Source organism: Actinomycetota bacterium, assembly GCA_004297305.1.
Classification (GTDB): Bacteria; Actinomycetota; Actinomycetes; order S36-B12; family FW305-bin1; genus FW305-bin1.
In genome coordinates this window covers 569,940-593,023 of record SCTR01000006.1, presented here as the reverse complement: position 1 = coordinate 593,023, position 23,084 = coordinate 569,940, and the positions used below count along the sequence as shown (strand labels likewise).

19 protein-coding genes and 1 riboswitch are annotated in these 23,084 nt (G+C 70.8%); of the genes, 8 read left to right on the top strand and 11 right to left on the bottom strand.

The window, feature by feature from the left end:
* Positions 1-33 precede the first annotated feature (33 nt).
* On the top strand, positions 34-1,185 hold the full coding sequence (locus tag EPO13_05645; protein ID TAK70414.1) for a glycosyltransferase: 1,152 nt from the start codon (positions 34-36) through the stop codon (positions 1,183-1,185).
* Between the two features lie 1,358 nt (positions 1,186-2,543).
* Here EPO13_05645 and EPO13_05640 read toward each other — a convergent pair.
* On the bottom strand, positions 2,544-3,854 hold the full coding sequence (locus EPO13_05640) for a glycosyltransferase WbuB (protein ID TAK70413.1): 1,311 nt from the start codon (positions 3,852-3,854) through the stop codon (positions 2,544-2,546).
* 247 nt (positions 3,855-4,101) lie between these two features.
* Between EPO13_05640 and EPO13_05635 the strand changes: the two genes are divergently transcribed.
* Complete coding sequence (locus tag EPO13_05635; GenBank protein ID TAK70412.1) at positions 4,102-5,937, top strand: DUF4012 domain-containing protein; 1,836 nt, start codon at positions 4,102-4,104, stop codon at positions 5,935-5,937.
* Between the two features lie 77 nt (positions 5,938-6,014).
* Here EPO13_05635 and EPO13_05630 read toward each other — a convergent pair whose 3' ends face one another.
* From EPO13_05630 to EPO13_05620, 3 genes are all read right to left on the bottom strand, one after another.
* Entirely contained in the window at positions 6,015-6,302 is a 288-nt protein-coding gene (locus EPO13_05630; protein TAK70411.1) for a hypothetical protein, read from the bottom strand.
* An 82-nt stretch (positions 6,303-6,384) separates the two neighbouring features.
* Positions 6,385-7,014: a class I SAM-dependent methyltransferase gene (locus EPO13_05625; protein TAK70410.1), complete on the bottom strand. Its 630-nt coding sequence runs from the start codon at positions 7,012-7,014 to the stop codon at positions 6,385-6,387.
* A gap of 122 nt (positions 7,015-7,136) precedes the next feature.
* Positions 7,137-7,763, bottom strand: coding sequence for a hypothetical protein (locus EPO13_05620; GenBank protein TAK70409.1), 627 nt, complete (start codon positions 7,761-7,763; stop codon positions 7,137-7,139).
* A gap of 259 nt (positions 7,764-8,022) precedes the next feature.
* Between EPO13_05620 and EPO13_05615 the strand changes: the two genes are divergently transcribed.
* Positions 8,023-9,537, top strand: a complete 1,515-nt coding sequence (locus EPO13_05615; protein ID TAK70408.1) for a sugar transferase — start codon at positions 8,023-8,025, stop codon at positions 9,535-9,537.
* 58 nt (positions 9,538-9,595) lie between these two features.
* Here the strand turns inward: EPO13_05615 and EPO13_05610 are convergent, their stop codons facing one another.
* From EPO13_05610 to EPO13_05590, 5 genes are read right to left on the bottom strand one after another with little or no spacing between them, the layout of a single operon-like run.
* Positions 9,596-9,934 (bottom strand): PRC-barrel domain containing protein, encoded by a 339-nt coding sequence (locus tag EPO13_05610; GenBank protein ID TAK70407.1) that lies wholly within the window; start codon positions 9,932-9,934, stop codon positions 9,596-9,598.
* The gene (locus tag EPO13_05605) at positions 9,921-10,403 is read right to left on the bottom strand and encodes a hypothetical protein (GenBank protein TAK70406.1); all 483 of its coding nucleotides are present in this window, start codon (positions 10,401-10,403) and stop codon (positions 9,921-9,923) included. The genes EPO13_05610 and EPO13_05605 overlap by 14 nt, the downstream gene beginning before the upstream one ends.
* A gap of 16 nt (positions 10,404-10,419) precedes the next feature.
* Positions 10,420-11,649: a hypothetical protein gene (locus EPO13_05600; protein ID TAK70405.1), complete on the bottom strand. Its 1,230-nt coding sequence runs from the start codon at positions 11,647-11,649 to the stop codon at positions 10,420-10,422.
* Entirely contained in the window at positions 11,646-12,101 is a 456-nt protein-coding gene (locus tag EPO13_05595; GenBank protein TAK70404.1) for a hypothetical protein, read from the bottom strand. Before EPO13_05595 ends, EPO13_05600 begins: the two co-directional genes overlap by 4 nt.
* Positions 12,098-12,598 carry a CinA family protein gene (locus EPO13_05590; GenBank protein ID TAK70492.1) on the bottom strand — a complete coding sequence of 167 codons (501 nt, stop codon included), beginning with the start codon at positions 12,596-12,598 and terminating at the stop codon, positions 12,098-12,100. Before EPO13_05590 ends, EPO13_05595 begins: the two co-directional genes overlap by 4 nt.
* Before the next feature lie 336 nt (positions 12,599-12,934).
* Here EPO13_05590 and EPO13_05585 point away from each other — a divergent pair, with 336 nt between their 5' ends.
* A complete protein-coding gene (locus EPO13_05585) occupies positions 12,935-14,533 on the top strand; it encodes an FAD-dependent oxidoreductase (GenBank protein TAK70403.1) in 1,599 nt (532 codons plus the stop codon).
* A gap of 42 nt (positions 14,534-14,575) precedes the next feature.
* Here the strand turns inward: EPO13_05585 and EPO13_05580 are convergent, their stop codons facing one another.
* The gene (locus tag EPO13_05580) at positions 14,576-16,054 is read right to left on the bottom strand and encodes an MFS transporter (protein ID TAK70402.1); all 1,479 of its coding nucleotides are present in this window, start codon (positions 16,052-16,054) and stop codon (positions 14,576-14,578) included.
* A 99-nt stretch (positions 16,055-16,153) separates the two neighbouring features.
* Between EPO13_05580 and cysD the strand changes: the two genes are divergently transcribed.
* From cysD to EPO13_05565, 3 genes are all read left to right on the top strand, one after another.
* Positions 16,154-17,089 carry a sulfate adenylyltransferase subunit CysD gene (cysD, locus tag EPO13_05575; protein TAK70401.1) on the top strand — a complete coding sequence of 312 codons (936 nt, stop codon included), beginning with the start codon at positions 16,154-16,156 and terminating at the stop codon, positions 17,087-17,089.
* A 43-nt stretch (positions 17,090-17,132) separates the two neighbouring features.
* Complete coding sequence (gene cysC / locus EPO13_05570; GenBank protein ID TAK70400.1) at positions 17,133-18,980, top strand: adenylyl-sulfate kinase; 1,848 nt, start codon at positions 17,133-17,135, stop codon at positions 18,978-18,980.
* A 79-nt stretch (positions 18,981-19,059) separates the two neighbouring features.
* A riboswitch (TPP riboswitch) is annotated at positions 19,060-19,169 on the top strand.
* The gene (locus EPO13_05565) at positions 19,158-20,552 is read left to right on the top strand and encodes a hypothetical protein (GenBank protein ID TAK70399.1); all 1,395 of its coding nucleotides are present in this window, start codon (positions 19,158-19,160) and stop codon (positions 20,550-20,552) included. It overlaps the preceding riboswitch by 12 nt.
* Here the strand turns inward: EPO13_05565 and EPO13_05560 are convergent.
* Entirely contained in the window at positions 20,527-22,005 is a 1,479-nt protein-coding gene (locus EPO13_05560) for an FAD-binding oxidoreductase (GenBank protein ID TAK70398.1), read from the bottom strand. The genes EPO13_05565 and EPO13_05560 overlap by 26 nt on opposite strands.
* Here EPO13_05560 and EPO13_05555 point away from each other — a divergent pair.
* Positions 21,988-22,947, top strand: coding sequence for a glycerophosphodiester phosphodiesterase (locus EPO13_05555; protein TAK70397.1), 960 nt, complete (start codon positions 21,988-21,990; stop codon positions 22,945-22,947). The two genes, EPO13_05560 and EPO13_05555, sit on opposite strands and share 18 nt — an antisense overlap.
* Positions 22,948-23,084: the final 137 nt, after the last annotated feature.

Genomic DNA, 23,084 nt, shown 5'->3' with positions numbered 1-23,084 from the left:
AAGTCGCCCCGGCGCCGGGAAGGGGTCAACCCGTTGAGACTGCTCGTCGTTCAGCCCTACGTCCCGGCGTACCGGGTGCCGCTGTTCGATCTGCTCGCCCAGCGGGTGCGAGCCGCCGGCGGCGCATTCCTCGTCGTTCACGGACCGCCCCCCGGTGCCCAAGCACGACGACGAGACGCCCACGCGGCCCGGTGGTCGCACCTGGTCCCCGAATGGCGCGTCGGTGGGGGCCGGTTGCCCGAGTTCGTGTTTCGCCGGATCCAACCCGCGGCCAAGTGTGCCGACGTGGTGGTGAGCGAACTGGCCGCGACGGCGGTGCACAGCCTGCTGCTGACCTGCACCAGACCTGACAGCGTCGTGCTGTGGGGTCATGGCAAGAACTACGTCGCGGAGCCGTCAGCCCTGGACTACGCCGTCGAGGCTCGGATGGCGAGGGCCGCGGCAGTCACCATGACCTACACCGAATCGGGCCGGCAGTCGCTGATCGAGCGCGGGGTACCGGCAACCAAAGTGCGCACCCTGCGGAACTCGACAGACACCCGGCGCCTGCGGGAGGCGGCGGCGAGCACGAGCGAAGCCGACCTCACCCGGCTCCGCCGTGACCTCGGGATCGGTGGTCGGTGCGCGTTGTTCGTCGGAGGCCTCGACGCCACGAAGCGGGTCGACTTCCTGCTCGCCGCCGGGCGCCGAGCGGCCGAGTTGTCCGACGGGTTCCGACTTGTCATGTGCGGCAGCGGCGACCAGGACGACATCGTCGTGGCGACAGCCCGGCGCGAGCCGTGGCTGGTCCACTTCCCGACAGCCGACGCTCAGCTGCTCGGCCAGCTGTCCCACCTCGTCGACGCAGTCTGGATGCCGGGCCGCATCGGCCTGGTTGCCGCCGACGCGATAGCGCTGCGCTTGCCGGTCCTGACCACGGCTTCGTGGCACCACGCTCCGGAAGCGGAGTACCTCCAACTCGGGGTCAATCGGCATAACCTGCCCGACGATCCGGCGAGTTTCGCCGCCGCCTACCTGGCCCGGGACGACTGGCGCCCACTAGCCGACCTGGACGGCACCGTCGACCTGTCTATCGAGGGGATGGCCGACCGGTTCCTGGCCGCGTGCACGGACGCCTTCGCGGGGAGCGAGAACCACCAGGATGACCGCGATCGCGGCGGCTCGGCCCATGGCCTGCAGCAGTGATCCCCGCAGAATGATCAGTTGGTACCCGGCGAAGATCGGGACGGCAAGCGCTGCGACCGGCACCACGGCGCCGGCCAGCGCCGAAGGGACTCGGCCGAACGCGTCGTCGCCGCGGCGGGAGACGAAGCCGACGACCAGCAGCAGGAGCGGCACCGCCACGACACCGAGCGCCAGGACCGCCTCTGCCTGCAGCGGCGCCGACAGATTGACGTTGGGTGCCTCGATGAAACGGCCGAGCACAGCACCGCTGTCGAGCGGCTTGGCCGGCCACACCGCTCGCGGTAGCCAGAAGAGAACCGCCCCGAGGACCTGACCGCCGTAGTCGATGCCTCGTTCTTGGACGTACGTGAGAGCGTTCATGAGCATGCCGAAGGCGTCGAAATCCTTCGTGGCCATCGCCTCGAGAACTGTTCCCTGTACGCCGATGGTCCGCGTGGTCGCGCTGACCCGGAAGTAGTCCAGGTACGGGAAGGCGACGGCGAGGATGACGATCCCGATTGGCACCGCCATTCTGAACGCACGAACCGTCAAGCCGGGCCAGGCGAAGAACAGCGCGATAATGATGGTGCCGAGCCAGTTTCGCGGGGCGGCGATCGGATTGTTGACAATCAGATTGACGCCCAGCAGAACGATCCACCATAGGACGTCCGAACCCTTGAGGACGCGCCTGTCGCGCCGGTTGACCGCAAGCTGCACCGACCATGCCAGAAAACAGACGAAGGGAAGAGCCAAACCAAGGGCGGTCAGGATGGCTGACAAGCTCTGGCCGGAATCGCTGACGCCGGTGTCCTGCAGCGCAGCGGCGACCTGCTGCCGACTCGCGAACAGCGTGCCGATACCGACCGACATGGCATAGACGCCGGCGGCCACCAGCGAAATCAAACTGAGCCAGATCAGTCGCTGCCGATGAAGGATGCGCCTGGGCCAGCGGTCGACCGGGCGACCGTCTCGCCTGGCCAGGCGTAGCCCGATGTCGTAGGCCACCATGCCGGCCAAGACGACCAGGGCCGCAATGACTGCCTCGTCGCCGAAGTCGGTCGTCTTGGTTTTCGGAAAGATTCCCGTGACCAGCTGAGCCAACGGGGCCAGGCCGAACCACAGGTAGCCGAATATCCACGAGACGGTCTCGATGGGCCGGATTCGAGTACCGACGAGATTCATGCCGATTCGGACGCCGGCGTAGGCCATCACCATCCAGACGGCCACGACACTGGGAGGCGATTCCAGCCGCTGGGCAGACCCGAGTGCGAGCAAGGGCACGAGCCCTACCAGGATCACCACCACGGCCACGCCCAGCAGCGGCGCTCGCCTTGCGGTCGGCTCAGCCAGGTTCTCCCGTGACGGCAGCTCGACCGAGGTCACGATGGCGCCCCTGTCAACCGCCGCCGACCGGCCGTGCGGCCGGACATACCGACGAGTGTCGAGACGAAGTCGGCGTAGCGATCCAATGCCGCAGCGCGACTGAGATGCTGCGCGGCGTAGCGCGTCGCGGCAGACCCCAGGCTCGCCCGCGCAGCTGGATCGTCCGCCAACGACGACAGCGCCTGGGCCAGGGCCGCCGGATTCCCTGCGTCGACGAGGATCGAAGCACCAGAATCGCGTAGGGCGAACGCCGTCGCCCCTTCCGATACGGCAGCCGCCACGACGGCTCGGCCGGCCGCCAGATAGCTGGTGAGTTTCGACGGCAGTGACATGTCGCGCACCGTTGGCCGCTCGTTGACGACCAATACATCTGAAGCGGCGAGCACGTCGGCATAGGCCTCGTCGGACACCGGATCGACAAACTGAACGCTCGGAACATCAGCCGCTTGTAACTCGAGGTCACCACGCTGGCTACCGTCACCGACCAATCGGACGGTGGCACGTCCATCCAGCAATCGGGCCGCCTCGATCAGATTCCCCAGGTCCTGCTTGAGGCCCATGTTGCCGGTGTGAGTGACGCAGAACCCGGCCGGCCAACCCAGCCGTCGCCGGGCCGCCGCCTGATCGCGGACATCGACGTGAGCCTGGGAGTAGTTGGGCAACAGCCGGATCCGGTCGGCGGCCACACCGTATGCCGCAACCGGCCCGACGAACGACGTACTGATGACGCCGACCAGATCGGCCTGCCGAACCAGGTGCGCCTCGGCCGATGCGGTCAACCGAGCAACCCGGCTGCCACCAAGGACTCCTGACTGTGCGGCGGCGGCGCCCATCACGTCCTGCAGGAGGAGGCCCAAGGGTGCGCTCGAGCGCTTGCTCGCCGCCGCTGCGACGCCGATACCGGACAGCGCCGGGCTGACCGCGATTACGGCGTCGGCTCGTACCGGCAGGGTTCGCAGCAGGCTCGACAGTCCGAACGACGCCTCGTACCAGGCGCGCCGGACGGCGTCCATCGAACCGGGCACGTAGTGGCGACAACGAAGGACGGTGACACCAGCGTCGTGTTCGGTCGTGAAGAGCCTGCGGCGGTAGGCGGGATCAAGGCGCCACGCCGGATAGTGCGGCATTCCCGTGACCACCGTCACGTTGGCGCCCAGCTGGACCAACTGCCGTGCCAGATCGGTGGTGTACGGCGCGATGCCCGTCGACTCGGGCGCGTAGTTGATACCGACCACCGTGATTCGGGCACCCGGCAGAGCGCCGGACGCCGCCGGGGCGTCGTCCGGCCGCTCCCCGACCACCGGCATGGACCCGACCTTAGTTGCGGCGGCTGTGCCGTACGGCCGGTCCGCCGATCTCGCCGGACGTGGTCACCCGCTCAGCGGACAACCTGCCGCAATCGCGCGAGCCGATGCCGCGGTCGCTGCTAGCGTCCAAGCGGTTTGAGTCCACGACACGCTTCGAGTCCACGACACGCGCGGCCGGGGAGGGAATCCTTGTCCAGCACCAACGCCTGTGCCGACACCAACGCCTGGGGCTGCGACGCCGGATCCCATGCCTGAACAGACCGCGTTGCCACCGGTCGCCGACACTCCCGAGGAGTATCGCCCCGACTACGTACGCCCGCGACGCTGGCCGTGGGTGCTGGGCGCGGTCGTCGTGGCCGTCTTGATCATCCTCGGCTGGTTCGGGTACACCGCGTATCGAGCCTCACAGCAGGCGAAAGACCTGCAGACCCAGATCGACCAGACGCAGTCGGACGCACGGGCTCTCGACCTGGAAGCCCTGGCCACTGACGTCGTGACGATGCGCGAGACCGCTGCGGGACTGCGGTCCTCGACCGGCGGGCCGCTGTGGTGGCTCGCCGAGAAGGTGCCCGTCATCGGCACGCAGGTCGGTGCCGCGCGCTCCTTGGCGACGGCTGCCGACACCATCGGTCAGGCCGCAGCCGGTGCCGAGACGGTCCTGCCGTCGTTGCGACCGGAGGCGCTACGAGGCCCTGACGGCGCACTGAACCTGCAGGCGCTCGCCCAGGTCACCCCGATCCTGCAGCGGGTAGCCGCAGCGACCGATACGGCGGCAGCCGACCTCGACGGCCTGGATCCGGCTGGGCTGCAATCGGACCTGGCCGCCGCGGTGCGCAAGGGCAAGGAGCTGCTGCCCGGACTTGGGGCGACGCTGCGCACAGCTGGCGATGCCACGGCGCTCATGCCAGGCCTGCTTGGCGACACCACCCCGCGACATTGGCTCGTGCTGCTGCAGAACACCGCCGAAGCTCGCGGTACCGGAGGACTGGTCGGCGCGTACGCGCTGCTCACCGCGGACAAGGGCAAGCTGACCCTGCAGACGGCGGCACCGAACAACGCCCTGACCTCCGACCGGATCCCCCTCGACGGGATGCCCGAAGAATTCCGGGAGCTCTGGGGTGCGGACGCGTCGGAGTGGCTGTCGCTCAACCTCAGTGCGCACTTCCCTTACACCGCACAACTGGCGGTCAAGGGCATGGCCGACCGCGGCGTCCCGATCGACGGAGTCCTCGCCCTCGACTCGCAAGCCGTCGCCGCGCTTATCGCCGGGACCGGACCGGTGAGTGCCCGCGGCACCACGGTCGACGCGACGAACGCTGCGGCGTTCTTCACCAAGGACATCTACTCTCGCTTCCCCGATGTCGCGACCAAGGACGCCGTCACCGTCGCCCTGCTGCAGGCCACGTTCGACAAGCTGTTGTCCGGCAAGCTCGATCTGCCAGCGTTCGTCAAGGCACTCGGGCCGGCAGGCGAGCAGGGTCGCATCCTGGCGTGGAGCGCCAACCCGGCCGAGCAGAGTGAACTCGCGACGTACCGCGTCGGTGGAGTCCTGCCCGACGCGCCAGGACCGTTCCTCGCGACTGCCCTGAACAACGGCGGCGGCAACAAGATGGACGCCTACGTCACCGCCTCGCTGGCCTACGGCGCCGGGCGATGCGAAGCCACCGAACAGGTCTCCACGGCCAGTCTGACGCTGGCGGACAAGGCGCCGACCGGGTTGCCCGCGTACGTCGACGTACGAAGCGACCGCAAGGGAGTCACCGGGACCGGCTCGACCGTCGTCCTCGCCAGCGTCTACGGGCCCGTCGGCGCCGAAGTGCAGGCCGCGACGTTGGACGGTGCCGTCGTCCCGGTCCGCACCGGACTGGAACGAGGACACCCGGTCTGGCGGGTCGACGTCGAACTCAATCGTGGCCAGAGCCGGCAGCTCGTCTTCACCTTCACCGAGCCGACCGTGGCCGACGCCGCTCCGGTCGTTGTCGCCCAGCCGATGGCGAACCCGGTCGAGGTCAAGGTCGTCGACGGGCCGCCGTGCGATGCGACAGCGCCGCCCGGAGCAACTCCCGACATCGTCGTGCCGTAGCAGTCCTGCCGTCATCGTCGTGCCGCGGCACCGCCGCGGCCATCGCTCGGCGGGCGATCGACGCTGCCCGATCGCGGCTACTCGCCGGACTCCACCAGGCCACGGCTGGCGTCGGCGGCCATCTGCCGAGCATGCAGGTCGTGCGCGGCAGGGTCGCCGTCGTGCTCGCCAGGAGGTGTGCTGTGCTCGGCCAGCCATCGGGCTCGATCCCGCTCCGAGCGATCCGCCAACGCCGCCGGCTCGAGCTCGTCAGGCTCGACCGCTCGCTGTTGGTCGACGTCGACACCGCGCTCAGCGCCGAACGTCCCGGCGGCCACGGTGCTCTCCGTCGCGCCGGGCACCGCTGCTCTGTCGCTGTCGGGCATCACTGCACCTTCCTTATGGTTCACAGCTGCTCCGGCGCTCCTGACGGTGCAGCCAGCACAGCGATACCCCGCGGCGCGGACCTCACACCTCGGGTGACGTCCGCTCGAACAGCGCCACCATGGACGCCGCGATCGGGGGGATCCTGCCGACCCGGGCGAACGCGACCAGACGGAAGCCGCACTCCGCGGCCATGGCAGCCAACGTCGCCCGGGAGAAGAACTTGATGTGCCCGTAGTCCCAGCCCACCGTGTGGTGGGAGTCCCACTTGTTCGTGACGGACAGCGCGAGGTTCTTCCAATAGCCGTGGTAGGGCGTGGTCACCAGGAGCCGGCCACCGCGCTGCAATGCCTCGTCTGCTCGAGCGAACAGATGCCGGGGCAGCAGCATGTGCTCGATGACCTCGATCGCCGTCACCAACTCGAACGAGTCGCGCAGCTCGCTCGGAAGCGGGTCGTCCAGCGCGTGGACGGCAAAGCTCGCCTCGGGGTGTTCCAATCGCGCCCGCGCGATCCCCGTGGCGGAGAAGTCGACGCCGACGACGTCACGACCAGCCGCGACCAGCCGCGCTGTCAGGCGACCGTCGCCACATCCCAAGTCCAAGACACGACTCGGGCGGATCCGGTCGACCGCGTCACGTGCCGCCGGTGCCAGATAGGCGTGCGACGGGGTTTCGGCGACCTGATTCCAGTCGTACCGGGACTCGGTATCCATGCCTGCTCTCCCCCAGAGATCTCCGGCCGTCGCCGGCCGCTCCCGCAGACGACACGAAGGCCCCCGCTACCTGTCGGCGGCGGGAGCCTTCGTGTCGAGCTGTCGCTCAGTGATCGTGCGGCTCAGGCGATCGTGACGGTGCTGGTCTCGGAGACCTCACCGCAGGTGGCGACCACCCGGTAGGAGCCCTTGCTGTTGATGGTGCTGACGAAGGAGGCAGCGCCAGAACCATCGGTGGTCTTGGTGGTACTGCCGACCGCCTTGTCTCCGGAGTACACGGTGAAGGTGACCGCGGAGTTCTTCGGGAAGTTGCTCACGCTGCCCTGCCACGGCTTGCCATGCCACCACTTCGGCGGGATGTGAGCGCGCGGCTTCGTCACCACCAGGTAGGTGGCGTCGTACTCCCGGACACAGCCCTTGCCGAACGAGATCGCTGTGATCCGGTAGAAGCCCGGCTTGCTCGGCGCCGCGAAGCTGATGCTCGCGGTGCCGTCGGCGGCATACAGCACCGTGGATTGCCGACTGGACCAACCGGGACCTGCGATGGTGCCGTAGACCTTGCAGCCCGGCTGGACGTGCGTGGCCGTCGCCGTGATGACCGTGCCCGGCTTCACCACCGGGTCACTCACGGAGACGGTCATGTTCTGACCGGGCGGGTAGGCGTACGCCGGAGTGGCGATAAGCCCGACTGCGGCGACAGCCGTAGCCGCGCCGATGGCGATGCGCTTTCGAGGTGACCCCCATGTCATGCCGGAAACCGTAGCGGGTCGCGCAGGCCTCGCAACACCTCAAATGCCCAGATGCGCCCATTCATCGCGGGTTGTTTACCTACCGGACACATTTGCACTCCTCAGCGGACGCCGGCACTCGACCAAATGGGTGTAGGCGTCCGGATACGGGTCGCTGTCGACAAGATGCCGGGCGCGTAAACACTTGCGAGACTTCGATTCTTCGTCGCGGCGGTGTGCTGCGCTGCTACGGTCGCATCGCCGGTGATTGGGGGTCGAGATGTCAGTGGACCGGATCTCGTGGGAGACGGAGATCGCGTCGTGGCGGTCCGTCATGCCTGCCACGAGGGCGGGATCGGCAGCCGAGCCGAGCAGTGGGTCTGGCCAGGAGCACCTCACGGCCAAGGCGCGCCGCCGTTCGCCTTTGCTTGCCTACCAACGGGTTTGCCTCGTCCTCGACCTGGTTGCCATCGTCGGGTCCGCGGCACTCGCCTACGTCCTGCGCTTCAGCATCGGCGACGGCGTCGCCAGGCCCGATACCCTGTATGTCGCAACGGCTTTGCTCTTGGCCATCGTCTGGATCTGCGTGTTGGCCTGGCGCGGCGCCTACGACGCGAGGTCGATCGGGACCGGCACCGAGGAGCACAAGCGCGTCGTCGGTGCTGCGTTGCTCACCTTCGGCACGGTGGCGTCGCTGTCCTTCCTGTTCGACACCGAGGTGTCCCGGGCGTTCGTCGTCATCTCGATCCCCCTCGGCTTGCTGGCCTCGGTGGCGGGGCGACTGTCGGCCCGCCGGTGGCTACGCGGCCGGCGCGGAGATGGCCGCTACCTGTACCGGACGCTGCTCATCGGCACACCGCACCAGACGTTCGACATGCGGACGAACTTCGACGCCGATCGGGCGGCCGGCTTCCGCGTGGTCTCCGAGATCGATCCGCCGAGCAGTGCCGCCGGTGTCGACCTGTGGCTGGACGCCTTGGCCGACCATCTCTACCGCGAGCGGGTGGACGCAGTCGCGGTCGGCCGCTGCGAGACCGTGACGCCCGATGTCCTGCGGCGGCTGGCGTGGACACTGGAGGGACCGCGGATCGATCTGATGGTCGCGCCGGGCTTCACCGACTTCGCCGGGCCCCGCTTGTCGGTCCGGCCAGCGGCCGGGCTGCCGCTGATCCACCTGGACGAACCCCGGCTCACCCGGCCGCAACGGTTCCTGAAGGGTGCGTTCGACCGGACCCTGGCCGCCCTGGCGCTGGTCCTGCTGTCGCCTGTGCTGCTCGTGATCGCGCTGCTCGTCGGGCTGACCAGCCGCGGTGGCGTCTTCTACACGCAGTACCGCGTCGGCCGGAAGGGGAAGCTCTTCCGCTGCTGGAAGTTCCGCTCGATGGTCACCGGCGCGGACCGGCTGCGCGCCGAGGTCCTCGGCACCCCCGACGCCTCGATGCCCGACCGCTATCGCACCGATCCGCGGATCACCGGCGTCGGGCGCTTCCTGCGGCGGTGGTCGCTGGACGAGTTGCCGCAGCTGTTCAACGTCCTCGGCGGCTCGATGAGCATCGTGGGGCCACGGCCAATGCTGCCCGACGAGATGTCGCTGCTGGAGACCGACCACCATCGTCGCCACCTGACCAAGCCGGGCCTGACCGGGCTGTGGCAGATCAACGGTCGCAAGCAGACGACCTGGGACGAGCGGATGCACCTCGACCTGTCGTACGTCGAACAGTGGTCGCCGGCGCTCGACCTGGTCATCATCGCCAAGACGATGAAGGTCGTGCTGACCGGCCACGGCGCGTACTGACCGGCGGATCGGTCGTCGCGGCGCCGCCATTCGGCGACGACCCATTGGCCGCTGGACGTCAGCGCGGCTTCCGCTCGCGCATCGACCGGATGAGCATCGACGCGGGGTCGCCCGTCACGACCAGCCGCTCGCCGTCGGTGTGTACCGCCGTCCACGGCACGATCCGGGTGTCTCGCAGCCAGTATCCGGCGAGGACGCGCAGCAGCCACGGGCCCTGCTGCGCGCGTCGCTCGTAACCGAGCCGGATGAAACTCCGGCGTGGCCCGACGATCAACGACGTCAGCCGCAGCGGCGCGGTGCCGCCGGGGCCCACGACGAGCCGCACGTCGTGGACCCGGCCGAGCAGCGCGCCGTCGCTCGCCCGGACCTCCCGGCCGAGGAGGTCACTGGCCCGCACGGCGGCCCCCCGGGATCCGGCGGATCAGGTGCTCGTACACCCACGACTCGCTGGCGTTGATATCCAGCTCCCGCGCACTGACGGCAAGCTCGATCGCGCTGTCGATCCGCGCCACGTGGCGGAACGCGATGCGGGGCGGAACCCCCTCGTCCGTCCCACGCAACCGCCGGTGCAGCCCGATCATGGTGGCTCCCCACCGGCCACCGACACGAGCACCGAGCGCGGCTGGACCCAGCAGGAAAGCATCGACCTGCCATCCGTCGGCGGTCTCGATCAGCTCGACATCGTCGACCTTCCCCACCAGCTGACCGTCGACGTCGATGAGCTGGCGGTCGAGCAGTCGCAGCGCCAGATCAATCGTCTGCGGCCCCAAGGGCGGCGTCATCATCGGTGGCGGCGTCGCCGGCGCTGGAGCCGCCGGCGGTGGAGTCATCGGTGGCGGAGTCGTCGGCGGTGGTGGGGTGGTCATCGCTGCTCTCCGGCCATCATTGCCCGCCCCGCGTGACGATCATCAACGGAATCGTCAGGAGCGCAACCGCGCCGATCAGCAGCAGGTAGCCGGTCGCCACGGCGTTTCGGATCCTGCCGTTGATGTGCTGTCCCATGTAGTCGCGGTCGTTGGCGATCACCAGGATCGGGAAGTACGTCAGGGGCAGCGCGACCGCGGAGAACACGACTGAATACTCCGTCACCAGGATCGGATCGACGGTGGTCAGCACGATGGCCGTTCCCGCCAGGACGGCCAGCAGGACGACCAGGTGGAAGCGGGCGGCCCGGGACTGCTCGACGTACTTTCCCCACTGCCAGCCGAAGAACTGCGCGGTGGCGTAACCCACCGACAGCGCGGTCTCCAGTGCCGCGCCGAACGTCGTCGCGAAGAACGCGACGATCGCCAGCGCCAGGCCGATTTTGCCGAGGGCGAGCGCCACGGGCAGGGCGGCCTGGCCGAGCGAGTCGACCTCGATGCCCGCCGGCAGGAGCACGATGGCCGCGCACGCCATGATCGACAACGACAGGAGGCCGCCCAACGGGAAACCGAGTAACACGTTGGCGCGCATCGTGCGCAGGTCCTTGGTGGTCCACCGCTCCTCGACGCCGCCGGAGGAGAAGAAGAACACCTCGTACGGCGTCATGGCCGCGCCGAACAGGGCCACGGCGTAGTACAGGTAGGTCGCGGTCGATTCGCCTTCTGGCACAACCGGACGCAGTGCGTCACCGATCAGGGCTCCCCAATCCGGGCCGAGTTGCCAGACGGCGACGGCGAACACGATCGTGGTCAACCCGAGCAGGCCGAACACGTTCTCCATGACCGAGAAGCGCACTCGCCACAGGACTGCCGACACGGCCAGGGCTGCCACCGGAACCCACAGCAGGTAGTGCACGTCCGAGGCCAGCTGCAGCGCCAGCGCGATGCCGCCGATCTCGGCCGACAGCGTGAGGCCGGTGACCAGCAGCGAACCGACGAGATTCGCCGCACCGGCGCGGGGGCCGAGGCGCTCTCGTACCAGATCGAAAGTGGCCCTGCCGGACACCGCCGCGACGCGGCCGGACATCTCGGCGAACAAGCAGATGCCGACCACGCCGACCACGACCGCCCAGGCCAGCGCGACGCCGAACCGGGCGCCGACCAGCGCACTGGTCACGATGTCCCCGATGTCGACGAACCCGCCGATGGCGGTGAGGATCCCCAGCGCCAGGCCGAGAACGCGCTTCACGAACGGTCCTCGGCGAAGTCCTGCAATTCCTCGGCACTGCCGGCCAGCTGTTCAGCGGCGGCGGCAACCTCCTCAGACCGCCCCTGCCGCAACGCGATTCGCAACCCGGTCAGTGCGTCGCCGGCGTCCGCTAACAGCGCGTCGAGCGCGTCGTACGTCGCCACGTCCGCTTCGGTGGGCGGCTGGATGGCAGCGAAGCTGTCGTGAACCGTGGCGAGGTCGTCCTCCGAACTGGTCACTGCGACGTCGGTGTACCGGGTGAAGGCCAAGTCCCGCAGCCACAACCGGGCACTCAGTGCGCCGGAGGCGGCCGCCGAGCCGCCCGCAGCGGCGTACGCGCCTGCCTCCCGCGTGTACCCGTCGGAGCCGCGGGCCGTGGCACCGCAGGCTGCTGTGGTGACGAGCACCCCCGACGTCAGCGCCGCGGCCGCAATGCGGGTGCCCAGTCTCACTGGGCCGCAGGCCCCCCACTCGCCATCGCCCCTGTCAGCTCGGTCGGCCGGAGCCGGTCGAGCACGAAGTGCAGCGCGGCGGCAGTCGCCGAGACCAGCACCTGCGCGGGGTCCCCCGAGAAATGGTGGACCACGGCGACCGGCTCACCGCGGCCGGCCACCGCGACCCAGACCGTCCCGGCCGGCTGGCCCTCCACGGCGTCAGGTCCGCCAACGCCGGTCGTCGCGACCACCAGATCCGCGCCGAGCAGAGCGCGGGCGCCAACGGCCATCTGTTCGGCACATTCGCGGGAGATGACCGGGCAAGGCGGCACTCCGAGCAGGTCCTGCTTCACCTCGGTCGAGTAAGCCACGATCCCGCCGCGGAACCACTGCGACGCCGCCGGGGCGGCGCACAGCGCGTGCGCGACGGCGCCAGCGGTCACCGATTCCGCCGTACCCAGCCGCAGTTGGCGCTCCTGCGCCAGGGCGCTCACGTGCTCGGCCAAGTCCTCGATTGAGGCGCCGCGCTCGTTGTCGGCCCCGCGCTCGGTTTCGGCCACGTCGCTCACCTCGTCCTCGGTCCAGTCGCCCTGGCGCTGTCCGCGCGGTGGCCTCGTTCGCACGCTGTTCCGGCGCCACGCAGCACCACCCGCCCCGGACTACCCGCCCGGCCTCGCCTAGAAACGGACCCCGCGCCGTGCGACACCCCACCGTTCCGACGTTGCCGGTAGGAAAACGACCCCACAACGGTACGGGCGACGACGCCAGGCCGGCCGGACACGACGGCGCGGCAGGAGACGACAGCGCCGGGTGGCTCGGTTTGCGGTCATCGGCAGCGGGTACCGGCCAGCATGACAACTGACCAGGCGCCGTACGGCACGTCCTGGTGGGCTCGGCACGACGCCCACCGCCCGGCTTCGCCAGCACCTTCCGGGGGCGCCGACAGCGACAGCGCGCGCAGTGCCGACCCCGAGCGCGGTGGGCCCGGCGACGGCCCGGGTAGCGGCGTGCCCCGGACCGAGAATCAGGAGTTGCACGGCAGCTCGTACGACGTCGTCGTGGCCGGTGCCGGCATCGTCGGAGCCACGACCGCCCAGCTGCTGGCCCGTCGGGGGCTATCGGTCCTGCTGCTGGATGCGGGCGTCGTCGGCACTGGTGTCAGCGGGCAGGCGACGGTCAAAGTCACCGTCGGGGACGGCCTGCGGCTCCGGCAGATCGCCCGCAGCGCAGGGGAAGCCGGCGCGGGCCAGTACGCCGACGCCGTCCGTACTGGCCTCCTCAACGTCGCCGAACACGCGGTGACCTTCGACTGCGGTGCGGTGTTCGCTCCGCACGACCTCTGGACGACGACGCCGGACGGCGTAGCCGAGTTGCGACAACTGGCCGGCCTGGCCCAACGCCTGGGCCTGGATGCCCGCGAGGTCCACGACGCGTCGTTGCCATTCCCCGTCGCCGCGACGGTTCGCTATGACGACCAGCTGCTGCTCGACCCGGTGCGATACCTGCGGGCGCTCGTCGCCGCCGCGGCGGCGCTCGGCGCGCACGTCCATGAGTTCACGACCGTGCACGCAGTGACCGAGGGCGAGCCGAATCTGGTGCGCACGTCGGCCGGCGACGTCGCGGCCCGGCATGTGGTGATCGCGACCCACATCCCGGTCCTGGACCGCGGGCTGACGTTCGCCCGCGTCCAGCAACGACGCCACTACGCATTGGCCGGGCACAGCGAGATCGCGGTGGGGGCCGGCTACGACGTCAGCCACGGCTGGTCGACCCGCCCGGACGTCGATGACGACGGCCGGCGCGTCGTCATCGCGGTCGGTCCGGGCCACGCGACCGGACACGGCAACGGTACGGCGCAGCAGCACCGGCTCCGGGTGTGGGCCGAACGCAACTTCGACGTCGACGTCACCCACCAGTGGTCCACCCAGGACGCCTTCACTCCCGACGGCCCGCCGCTGGTCGGGCCGCTGCATCCCTTCTGCGACACCGTGTTGATGGCCACCGGCTTCGGGGCCTGGGGCTGGGCGGCCGGCGCTGCGGCCGCCGAGGAGTTGTGCCGCCGGATCGTCGGTGAACAGCGCCGCTGGCCGGTGCTGGACTCGCGGCGCAGTGTGCTGCGCCGGGCACCGCTGGCGACCGCGCGACTCAACGTCGACGCCGCAGTCAGTCTGGTCGTGGACGCCGCCCGGCTGTTCACCCGGCGTGGCACGGCCCTGTCACCGGGTCAGGGTGAGGTCCGGCGCGACGGGATGGTCCCGGTCGCGGTGTGCCGGGATCGCGAGGGCGTCGAACACCGTCTCGACGCACGCTGCACTCACCTGCGATGCCTCGTGCGGTGGAACGACGCGGAAGAGTCGTGGGACTGCCCGTGCCACGGCTCCCGGTTCGCCCCGGACGGCACCGTCAGGCACGGTCCGGCGCACCGGCCGCTACGTCCCCTGGACGGCTGACAGCACCAAGGCGCGCTACGTCGGTCGCCGTACGCCGGCTCGCTACGTCCGTTGCCGTACGCCGGCGGCCGGCGCCACCCGCCGGGGCCGGTCGGGACGCGCCACCAGCAGCAGTACGGCCGACAGCAGGCCGCCGACGCCGACCACCCGCAGCGCGATCTCGTACGCCAGGATGCTCGGCGTCGACGACCCCAGCGGGGTCGTCGCGGTGATCAGCGCCGCGATGCCGGCGGTCCCGATCGCCTGGCCTCCGGTGCGGCAGATGAAGTTCATGCCCGTCGTGATGCCGCGCTGCGACGGTTCGACCACGCTGACGACGTACGCCGGCGACGCGGTCACGGCGAATCCGAAGCCGACGCAGGACACCGCAGCGGCCAGCAGCAGACCGACCATGGTCCGGTTGGCGACCGACACCAGCAGCAGTCCGGCACCGGACAGTGCCGACCCCACCACCAGCGCCGTGTACAGGCTGAACCGGCGGACGAACGCCGGCAGGAACGCCGAGCCGCTGGCCTGGGCGATGGTGGGTGGCAGCAGCAGCAGCGACGCGGGCAGCACGGCCAGTCCCAGCCCGTAGCCGGCGGTCGCCGGATCGGCCCGGCCCACCACGACGATCGACAGCATGATGACGAACTGCGCGGCGCCCAGCAGCAGCGTCGCGACGTTGGTCACCAGCACCGGCCGGCTGAAGAAGACGTGCATGTCGACCAGCGGATCTGCCGCGCGGAAGCCGTGCACGATCCACAACGCCAGGCAGGCCACCCCACCCACCGTGCAGACCACGGTGGTCGCCGACGTCCATCCCCAGTGCCCGCCCTCCGCGAGCGCGAGCAGCGAGCCGGTCAGCCCCACGGTCAACAGGACGCCGCCGAGCAGGTCCACCTTCGCGGTCGGCTTCGGCGGCGAGACCGGGGTGATCTTCCAGCTGACCACCAGCGCCACAGCGGCGGCCGCGGTCAGCACCCAGAAGACCGCGTGCACGTCGTCGGTGAGCGTGGCGACGACGCCGCCGAGGATGAACCCGGCGCCGGCGCCCACGGCGTAGGTGACGCTGGCCACCCCGATGCCGTAGTTCAGCCGCCGAGGCGGGACCAGGTCGGCGATGACCGCCAGGCCGAGCGGGACCGAGGCGCAGCCGGGGCCCTGCAGGAAGCGGGCCACCAGCAGCATCGGGAAGCTCGTACTGACGGCGGCCAGCAGGCAGCCGGCCAGCAGCAGCACCAGGCTGAGCAGCAGCATCTGCCGCCTGCCGAACAGGTCACCGAGCCGCCCCAGCAGCGGCGTGGCGACCGCCCCGGCGATTAGCGCCACGGTGACCACCAGGTTCGCCGTCCCCGGCAGGACGTCGTAGTGGGCGCTCAACTGCGGAATCACCGGGATCACCGCGGTGGTCAGCAGCGCGTAGGTGAGCGGGCCCAGCGACAGGCCGAACAGCAGCGCGAACAGCCGGACCGACCCGCCCGACCGGGACTGCTCGACCGTCTGCGTCACCGCCACCGTCCTCGTCGCGCGTCTCGGCATTGGTATACCCGGAGCCTTGCTCCGCTTGGGCCGGGGTCGGCCTGGGCCGGCCGGCAGGTACCGTGGGCGCCGCCGTACGGACCGACTCGAGGACCGCCCATGACCACCGCGACCGCCGCCGTCCGACCCGCCGACCACCACGACGACGTCCTCAACGCGCTCGAGGACGAAGCGCTGCACGTCATCCGCGAGGTCGCCGCCGCCTTCCGCCGGCCGGTCCTCATGTACTCCATCGGCAAGGATTCCTCGGTCCTGCTTCACCTGTGCCGCAAGGCCTTCTACCCGGCGACGGTGCCGTTCCCGTTGCTGCACATCGACACCACCTGGAAGTTCGCGGAGATGATCCGGTTCCGCAACGAGGTGGTCGCCCGCTACGGGCTGGACCTGCGGGTCGCCCGCAACGAGGAAGCGATCGCCGAAGGCGTCTCCCCGTTCACCCACGGCGCGCACGAGTACACCCGGCTGATGAAGACGGTGGCGCTGCGCCAGGGCCTCGACGCCGGCCAGTTCGACTGCGCCATCGGCGGCGCCCGCCGCGACGAGGAGCGGTCGCGGGCCAAGGAGCGGATCTTCTCGCTGCGCGAGCCGGGCCACCGGTGGGAGCCGCGCCGGCAGCGGCCGGAGTTCTGGCGGACCACCAACGCCGTGCTCGGCGAGGGGCAGACCATGCGGGCGTTCCCGCTGTCGAACTGGACCGAGCTGGACATCTGGCGCTACATCCGGCGCGAGCGCATCGAGTTGCCGGCGCTGTACTTCGCCGCCCAGCGCCCCGTGGTCGAGCGTGACGGCACCTTGATCATGGTCGACGACGACCGGTTCCCGTTGCAGGACGGTGAGACGCCGCAGCTGCGCTCGGTGCGCTTCCGCACCCTCGGCTGCTACCCGCTCACCGGCGCGGTGGAATCCACCGCGGCCGACATCGACACCCTGATCGACGAGATGCTCGTGTCGAACCTGTCCGAGCGCGCCGGCCGGCTGATCGACGGCGAGGGCGGCGGCTCGATGGAGGCCAAGAAGGCCGAGGGGTACTTCTGACGCGCGGCGGCGGGGGCGCCGTGGATCCGTAGACTGCTCTGCCGTGACCGTCGCCCCACCCGTCCACGCCGTCGTGCGCCTCGTGGCGTGCGGGTCGGTCGATGACGGCAAGTCCACGCTCATCGGCCGGCTGCTGGCCGAGACCCGCAGCGTCCCGGAAGACCAGCTGGACTACGCCCGCCGGACGCGGCGAGGCGGCTCCACCATCCCGGTCGGCGACATCGACTACTCGCTGCTCACCGACGGCCTGGAAGCCGAACGCGAGCAGGGCATCACCATCGACGTCGCCTACCGCCACATGGAACTTCCCGACGGCCGCCGGGTGATCATCGCCGACGCGCCAGGGCACGAGCAGTACACCCGCAACATGGCCGTGGCCGCCTCCACCGCCGACGTCGCGATCCTGTTGGTCGACGCGGCCCGCGGCGTACGACCACAGACCCACCGGCACCTGACCGTCTGCGCGCTGATGGGGGTGTCCAGCGTCGTCGTGGCGGTCAACAAGATGGACGCCGTCGACTACCGCGCCGAGGTGTTCGAGGAGATCTCGACCGACCTCGCCGCCGCGGCCGGCCGGCTCGGCATCAGCCGGGTCACCGCCGTACCGGTCAGCGCGATGACCGGCGACAACGTCACCAGCGGCTCCGGCCAGACCCCGTGGTACAGCGGCCCGACCGTGCTGGGTGCCCTGTCGGCGTGGACACCGGTGGTCCCGGACGAGGAGGCGCCGCTGCGCTTCCCGGTGCAGTACGTCGTGCGGGCCGAGGACAACTTCCGCGGGTACGCCGGCACCGTGGCGGCCGGTGTGCTGCGCAACGGGGACAAGGTCGTCGTCGCCGGCAGCGGCGTGTCGTGCTCGGTCACCCGGATCACCACCTTCGACGGCGACCAGGACGCCGCCCATGCCGGCCAGGCCGTCACGATCACCACCGACACCGAGGTCGACATCACCCGCGGCGACCTGCTGGTCGCACCCGGCGCGGTCCCGTCGCCGGCGGACCGGTTCGCCGCCGACGTGGTCTGGTTCGGCGAGCAGCCGTTGGCGCACGGGCGGTCGTACCTGCTGGTCGCCGGGCCGTTGACGGTGCCGGCGGTCGTCACCAATCTGCGTCACCGGCTCGACGTGGTGACCGGTCACGAGGACGCCGCGCGACACCTGGAGACCAACGACATCGGCCGGGTGGAGATCGCCACGGACTCCCCGGTGCCGCTGGATGCGTACGCCGTGTGCCGGGAGACCGGCGGCTTCCTGCTGGTCGACCGGCTCACCTCGGACACGGTGGCCGCGGGCATGGTCCGGCACGCGCTGCGCCGGTCCTTCAACGTCATCCCGCACCGCTACGACGTGGACCGGCAGGCCCGCGCGGTGCTGAAGAACCAGCGTCCGATGGCGGTGTGGCTCACCGGACTTCCGGGGTCGGGCAAGTCGACGATTGCCGACGCGGTCGAGGCCCGGCTGCACGCACTCGGGGCGCACACCTACGTGCTGGACGGCGACAACGTCCGCACCGGGCTGAACAAGGACCTCGGCTTCACCTCCGAGGACCGCGCGGAGAACATCCGCCGGGTCGGCGAGGTGTCCCGGCTCATGGTCGACGCCGGCCTCATCGTCATCGTGGCCGTGGTCTCGCCGTACGGCTCGGACCGCCGCTCGGCGCGGGCCCTGTTCGGCGAGGGCGACTTCCTCGAGGTGTACGTCGACACCCCGGTCGAGGTGTGCGCGGCGCGGGACCCGAAGGGGCTGTACGCCAAGGCAGCCGCCGGCATCCTGCCCAACATGACCGGGCGCGGTCAGTCGTACGAGATCCCGCAGCACCCGGAACTCGTCGTGCACGGCGACGGCCCGCTGGACGACGCCGTCGACGCGATCGTCGGACGCGTCCTGTCCTGATCGGCGGCGCCGATCCGTCACGCCGGCCGCGGGCCGGACACCGGCTCGACCGCGCAGATCGACTGTGGCGCTATGGTGACGCCACCACCGCGGGAGCTCGGGCATCCGGGCTGAGAGGGCGGCAACCGCGCCGCCGACCGCTGAACCTGTCCGGGTAATGCCGGCGTAGGGAGCCCGATGAGTACGTCCGTGCGTCCGTCCCCAGCCACCGTCGATGCGCCGCTGCAGCTGGACCTCACCTCACCGCCGCGAGGCACGCTCAGCTGGCTGGACCAGGCGGCCTTGTGGGCGTCGCTCGGGATCACCCTGACGCTGCCGGCCGCCGCCGTCTTCGTGCTGGCACCCGTGGCGGGTCTGCCCGGGCTGTCGGTGGCCGCCGCGATCACCGCGGTGGTCGTCGGCTGCGTGGCCGGCGCCGCGCTGCTGGGCGCCGCCGCGGTCCCCGGCGCGCGCACCGGTGCGCCCGCGATGGCGCTGCTGCGCGGCCTGCTCGGCCGGCGCGCCTCCTACGCCCCGACGGTGCTCAACATCGTGCAATGCGTGGGCTGGGCGGCCGTGGAAGTCCTGGTGATGACCGAGGTGGCGACCCGGCTGACCTCCGATGCGCTGCGACCGGTCTGGGCCGTGGTCGCCGGGGTGCTGGCCACCGCGATGGCGCTGTGGCCGCTCGGGGCGATCAAGGCGGTACGGCGTTACCTGCTCGCCGCGGTCGCGGTGGCCACCGTCGTCCTGTTCGTCGGGGTCCTGCGGTCGGGCGAGCTGAGCGCTCCTGAGGGGGATTGGACCGCCTTCCCGGTTGCCTTCGACATCGTCGTGGCGCTGCCGATCTCCTGGATCCCGCTGGCGGCGGACTACTCCCGCCATTCGCGCACCGGCAGAGGCGCTTTCACCGGGGCGTTCGTCGGGTACGGCCTCGCCTCCATCGTCTACTTCCTGCTGGGCATCCTCGCCGTGCTGTCGCTTTCCGGTGCAGCAGAGGCGTTCACGCCCACCGACTTCGTGCCGGCGCTCCTCGCGCTGCCCGCCGGGGCGATCGCCCTGCTGATCCTGCTGGCCGACGAGGTGGACGAGGCGTTCGCGAACATCTATTCGACCGCGATGTCGGTGCAGAACCTCGCACCGCGGCTGGACCGCCGCATACTCGCCGTCATCGTCGGTGTGATCGCCACAGCCGCAGCGCTTCTGGTGGACCTGATCGCCTACGAGTCGTTCCTCTTCCTCATCGGAGCGGTCTTCATCCCGCTCGCGGTCGTGCTGGTCGTGGACTGGTTCGTCGTGCGCCGCCTGGTGTTCGCGGCGGCCGGCGCCGGCTACTCGGCGGCAGCACCCGAGCCCGGCCGCGCCTGGTATCTGCTGCCATGGCTGGTCGGTTTCGCCGCGTACAACCTGGTCAGTGCCGGCACCGTCAGCTGGTGGGCCGATCGCTGGGCCGCCGTGCGCGACGCGCTCGGCTTCGTGCCGCCGAGCTGGCTGTCCGCGTCGGTCCTCTCGGCGGTCGTGGCCGCCGTCCTCACCGTGGCGATCGGCGTCCCGGTGCTCAGCCGGGTCAAGCGAGCAGCACGCCGGGGTTGAACAAGCCGGCCGGATCCAGGGCCGTCTTGATCGCGCGCATCGCCGAGATCTCCTGCGGCGTACGGGTCATCGACAGGTACGCCGCCTTGGCCCGGCCGATGCCGTGTTCGGCGGAGATGCTGCCGCCGTACGCGGTGACGATCCCGAACACCGCGCGGTCGATCTCGTCGTCGTCCGGCGCCGGGCCGACGACCTCCAGGTGCAGGTTGCCGTCGGCCAGATGCCCGAACACCCCGTAGGTGGTGACGGCGGTGGTCGCCTGGACCCGCTCGGCGATCGCCGCCGTGCAGTCCGGCACCGACGCGAGCGGGATCGACACGTCGAGTTTGTGCACCACCCCGAGGGTCGAGAACGCTTCGCTCTGGCGTTCTCGATAGGCCCACAGCCGCAGCCGATCCGCGGCATCCGTCGCCACGACGGCGTCCACGTCGTCCGGCAGTTCCAGCCCGTCCGCGGTCGCGCCGTCGGCGACCTCGACCAGCAGCAGCAGGCGGTGTCGTGCGGCCAGCGGTCGCGGCAGCCCGGCGGTGCGCAGCACCAGCTCGAGTCCCACCTCGTCGACGATCTCGGCGGCCAGCAGTCGCACGCCCGGCCGCACGCAGCCGGCCAGCAACTGCTGGGCCTCGTCGTACGACGACGCACCGATCAGCGCGACCGTGCTCGGACCGGCCGGCCGGTGCAGCCGCAGCCGGACGGTCGTGACGATCCCGAGCGTGCCCTCGGAGCCGACGAGCAGCCCGGTGAGGTCGTAGCCGGTGTTGTCCTTGGCAAGGCCGGCCAGGTGGGTCACAGTCGAACCGTCCGCCAGCACCGCCGCCAGTCCGGTCACCTGGGCGCGCGTCATGCCGTACGCGCAGACCCGCACCCCACCGGCGTTGGTCGCCACGGTCCCACCGACCGTCGCGGTGTCGCGGGCGGCGAGGTCCACGCCGTACGACCAGCCGGCGTCGCGGGCGTGCTGGTGCAGCGTGGCAAGGGTGACGCCCGCCCCGACGGCGACCTGCCCGCTGAGCGGGTCGACCTCACCGATCTCGGTCAGCCGCGTGGTCGCCAGGACGACCGGCGCCGGGCCCGCCGCGGCCGCCGGCGGCACCCCGCCACCGACCAGACCGGTGTTGCCGCCCTGCACGACGATCGGGAAACCGGCTGCGGCACAAGCCGTCACCACGGCGACGACTTCCGCGGTGGCCGCCGGGCGCACGACCGCGGCGGCCGGGCCGCCGAACCGGCGCGTCCAATCGACGGTGTAGGGCGCAGCGGCGTCCGGATCGGTCAGGACGTGACCGGGGCCCACCGCGTCGGCGAGCGCTCGCAGCAGGGTCCGCGGCACCGCGCTCACCACGTCACCGCCCTCTCCGGGTGTCGGCCGCCTCGGTCCGGCTGCCGTCGATCGCGGCCGTTCACCGGGTAGCCGTGCCCTCGCCACGCAGCGGCCATGGCGCGGTGGCACCATCCTGCCGTGTTCCCGGTCCGGACCCGGCAGCCGCAGCCAGCCCGGCGGCGGCGTCCCGGCGACCGGCCGGCCAAGCTGGCCGTGGCCAGCGGCGTCCCGGTGCGGGTACTCCCCGCCCGAGCCGACGGCCTGCCCGAGATCGTCGCGCACCGCGGCGCGAGCCTCGACGCCCCCGAGCACACGCTCGCCGCGTACGAGCAGGCGATCGCCGACGGCGCCGACGCGCTGGAATGCGACGTCCGGCTCACCGCCGACGGCCACCTGGTCTGCGTCCACGACCGCCGGGTCCACCGGGTGTCCGACGGGCGCGGCCCGGTGTCCACCCAGACGCTCGACGAGCTGCGCCGGCTGGCCTTCACCGCCCGGCGGGCGGGGTCCGCCGGGCCGGTCGTGCTGGACGAGGAGCGGCACCGGGTGCTCACGCTCGACGGCCTGCTGAGCTTGATCGTCGACGCGCCGCGACCGGTGCGGCTGGCCGTCGAGACCAAGCACCCGACCAGGTACGCCGGCTACGTCGAGCAGGCCGTCGTCCACGCTCTGGCGCGCTACGGACTGGCGCGACCGCCGCGCGACGGGTCGTCCGCGGTGCGGCTGATGTCCTTCAGCGAAGTGGCGCTGCGACGGCTGCGGCTGCTGGCACCCGGGATACCGCGGGTGTTTCTCATGCTGCGGGTACCGATCCGTTTCCGGGCCGGCGAATTGCCGTACGGCGCCCGGATCGCCGGCCCGTCGATCGAGGTGATCCGCAAGCACCCCCACTTCGTGCAGCGGGTTCAGGCTCAGGGCAACGCCGTCCACGTGTGGACCGTGGACACCCCGGCCGATCTCGCGCTGTGCGTCGAGCTGGGCGTCGACGCGGTTATCACCAACCGGCCGAGGCAGTTGCGCGAGGAGCTGGACCGCCGCCGTGCACCGTCGGCAAACCAGGGGCCGAACGAGTGATCTGCGTGGCCTCGCCCCCGGCCGAGACCCGGGCAGCCGCTGCGCTACCGCCCCACCAACTCCCGTCGATCCGGCCACATCCTAAACGTTGTCCAAAGACCGTCCCGAATCTGTTGATCGGGGTTGAGGCCAGCACG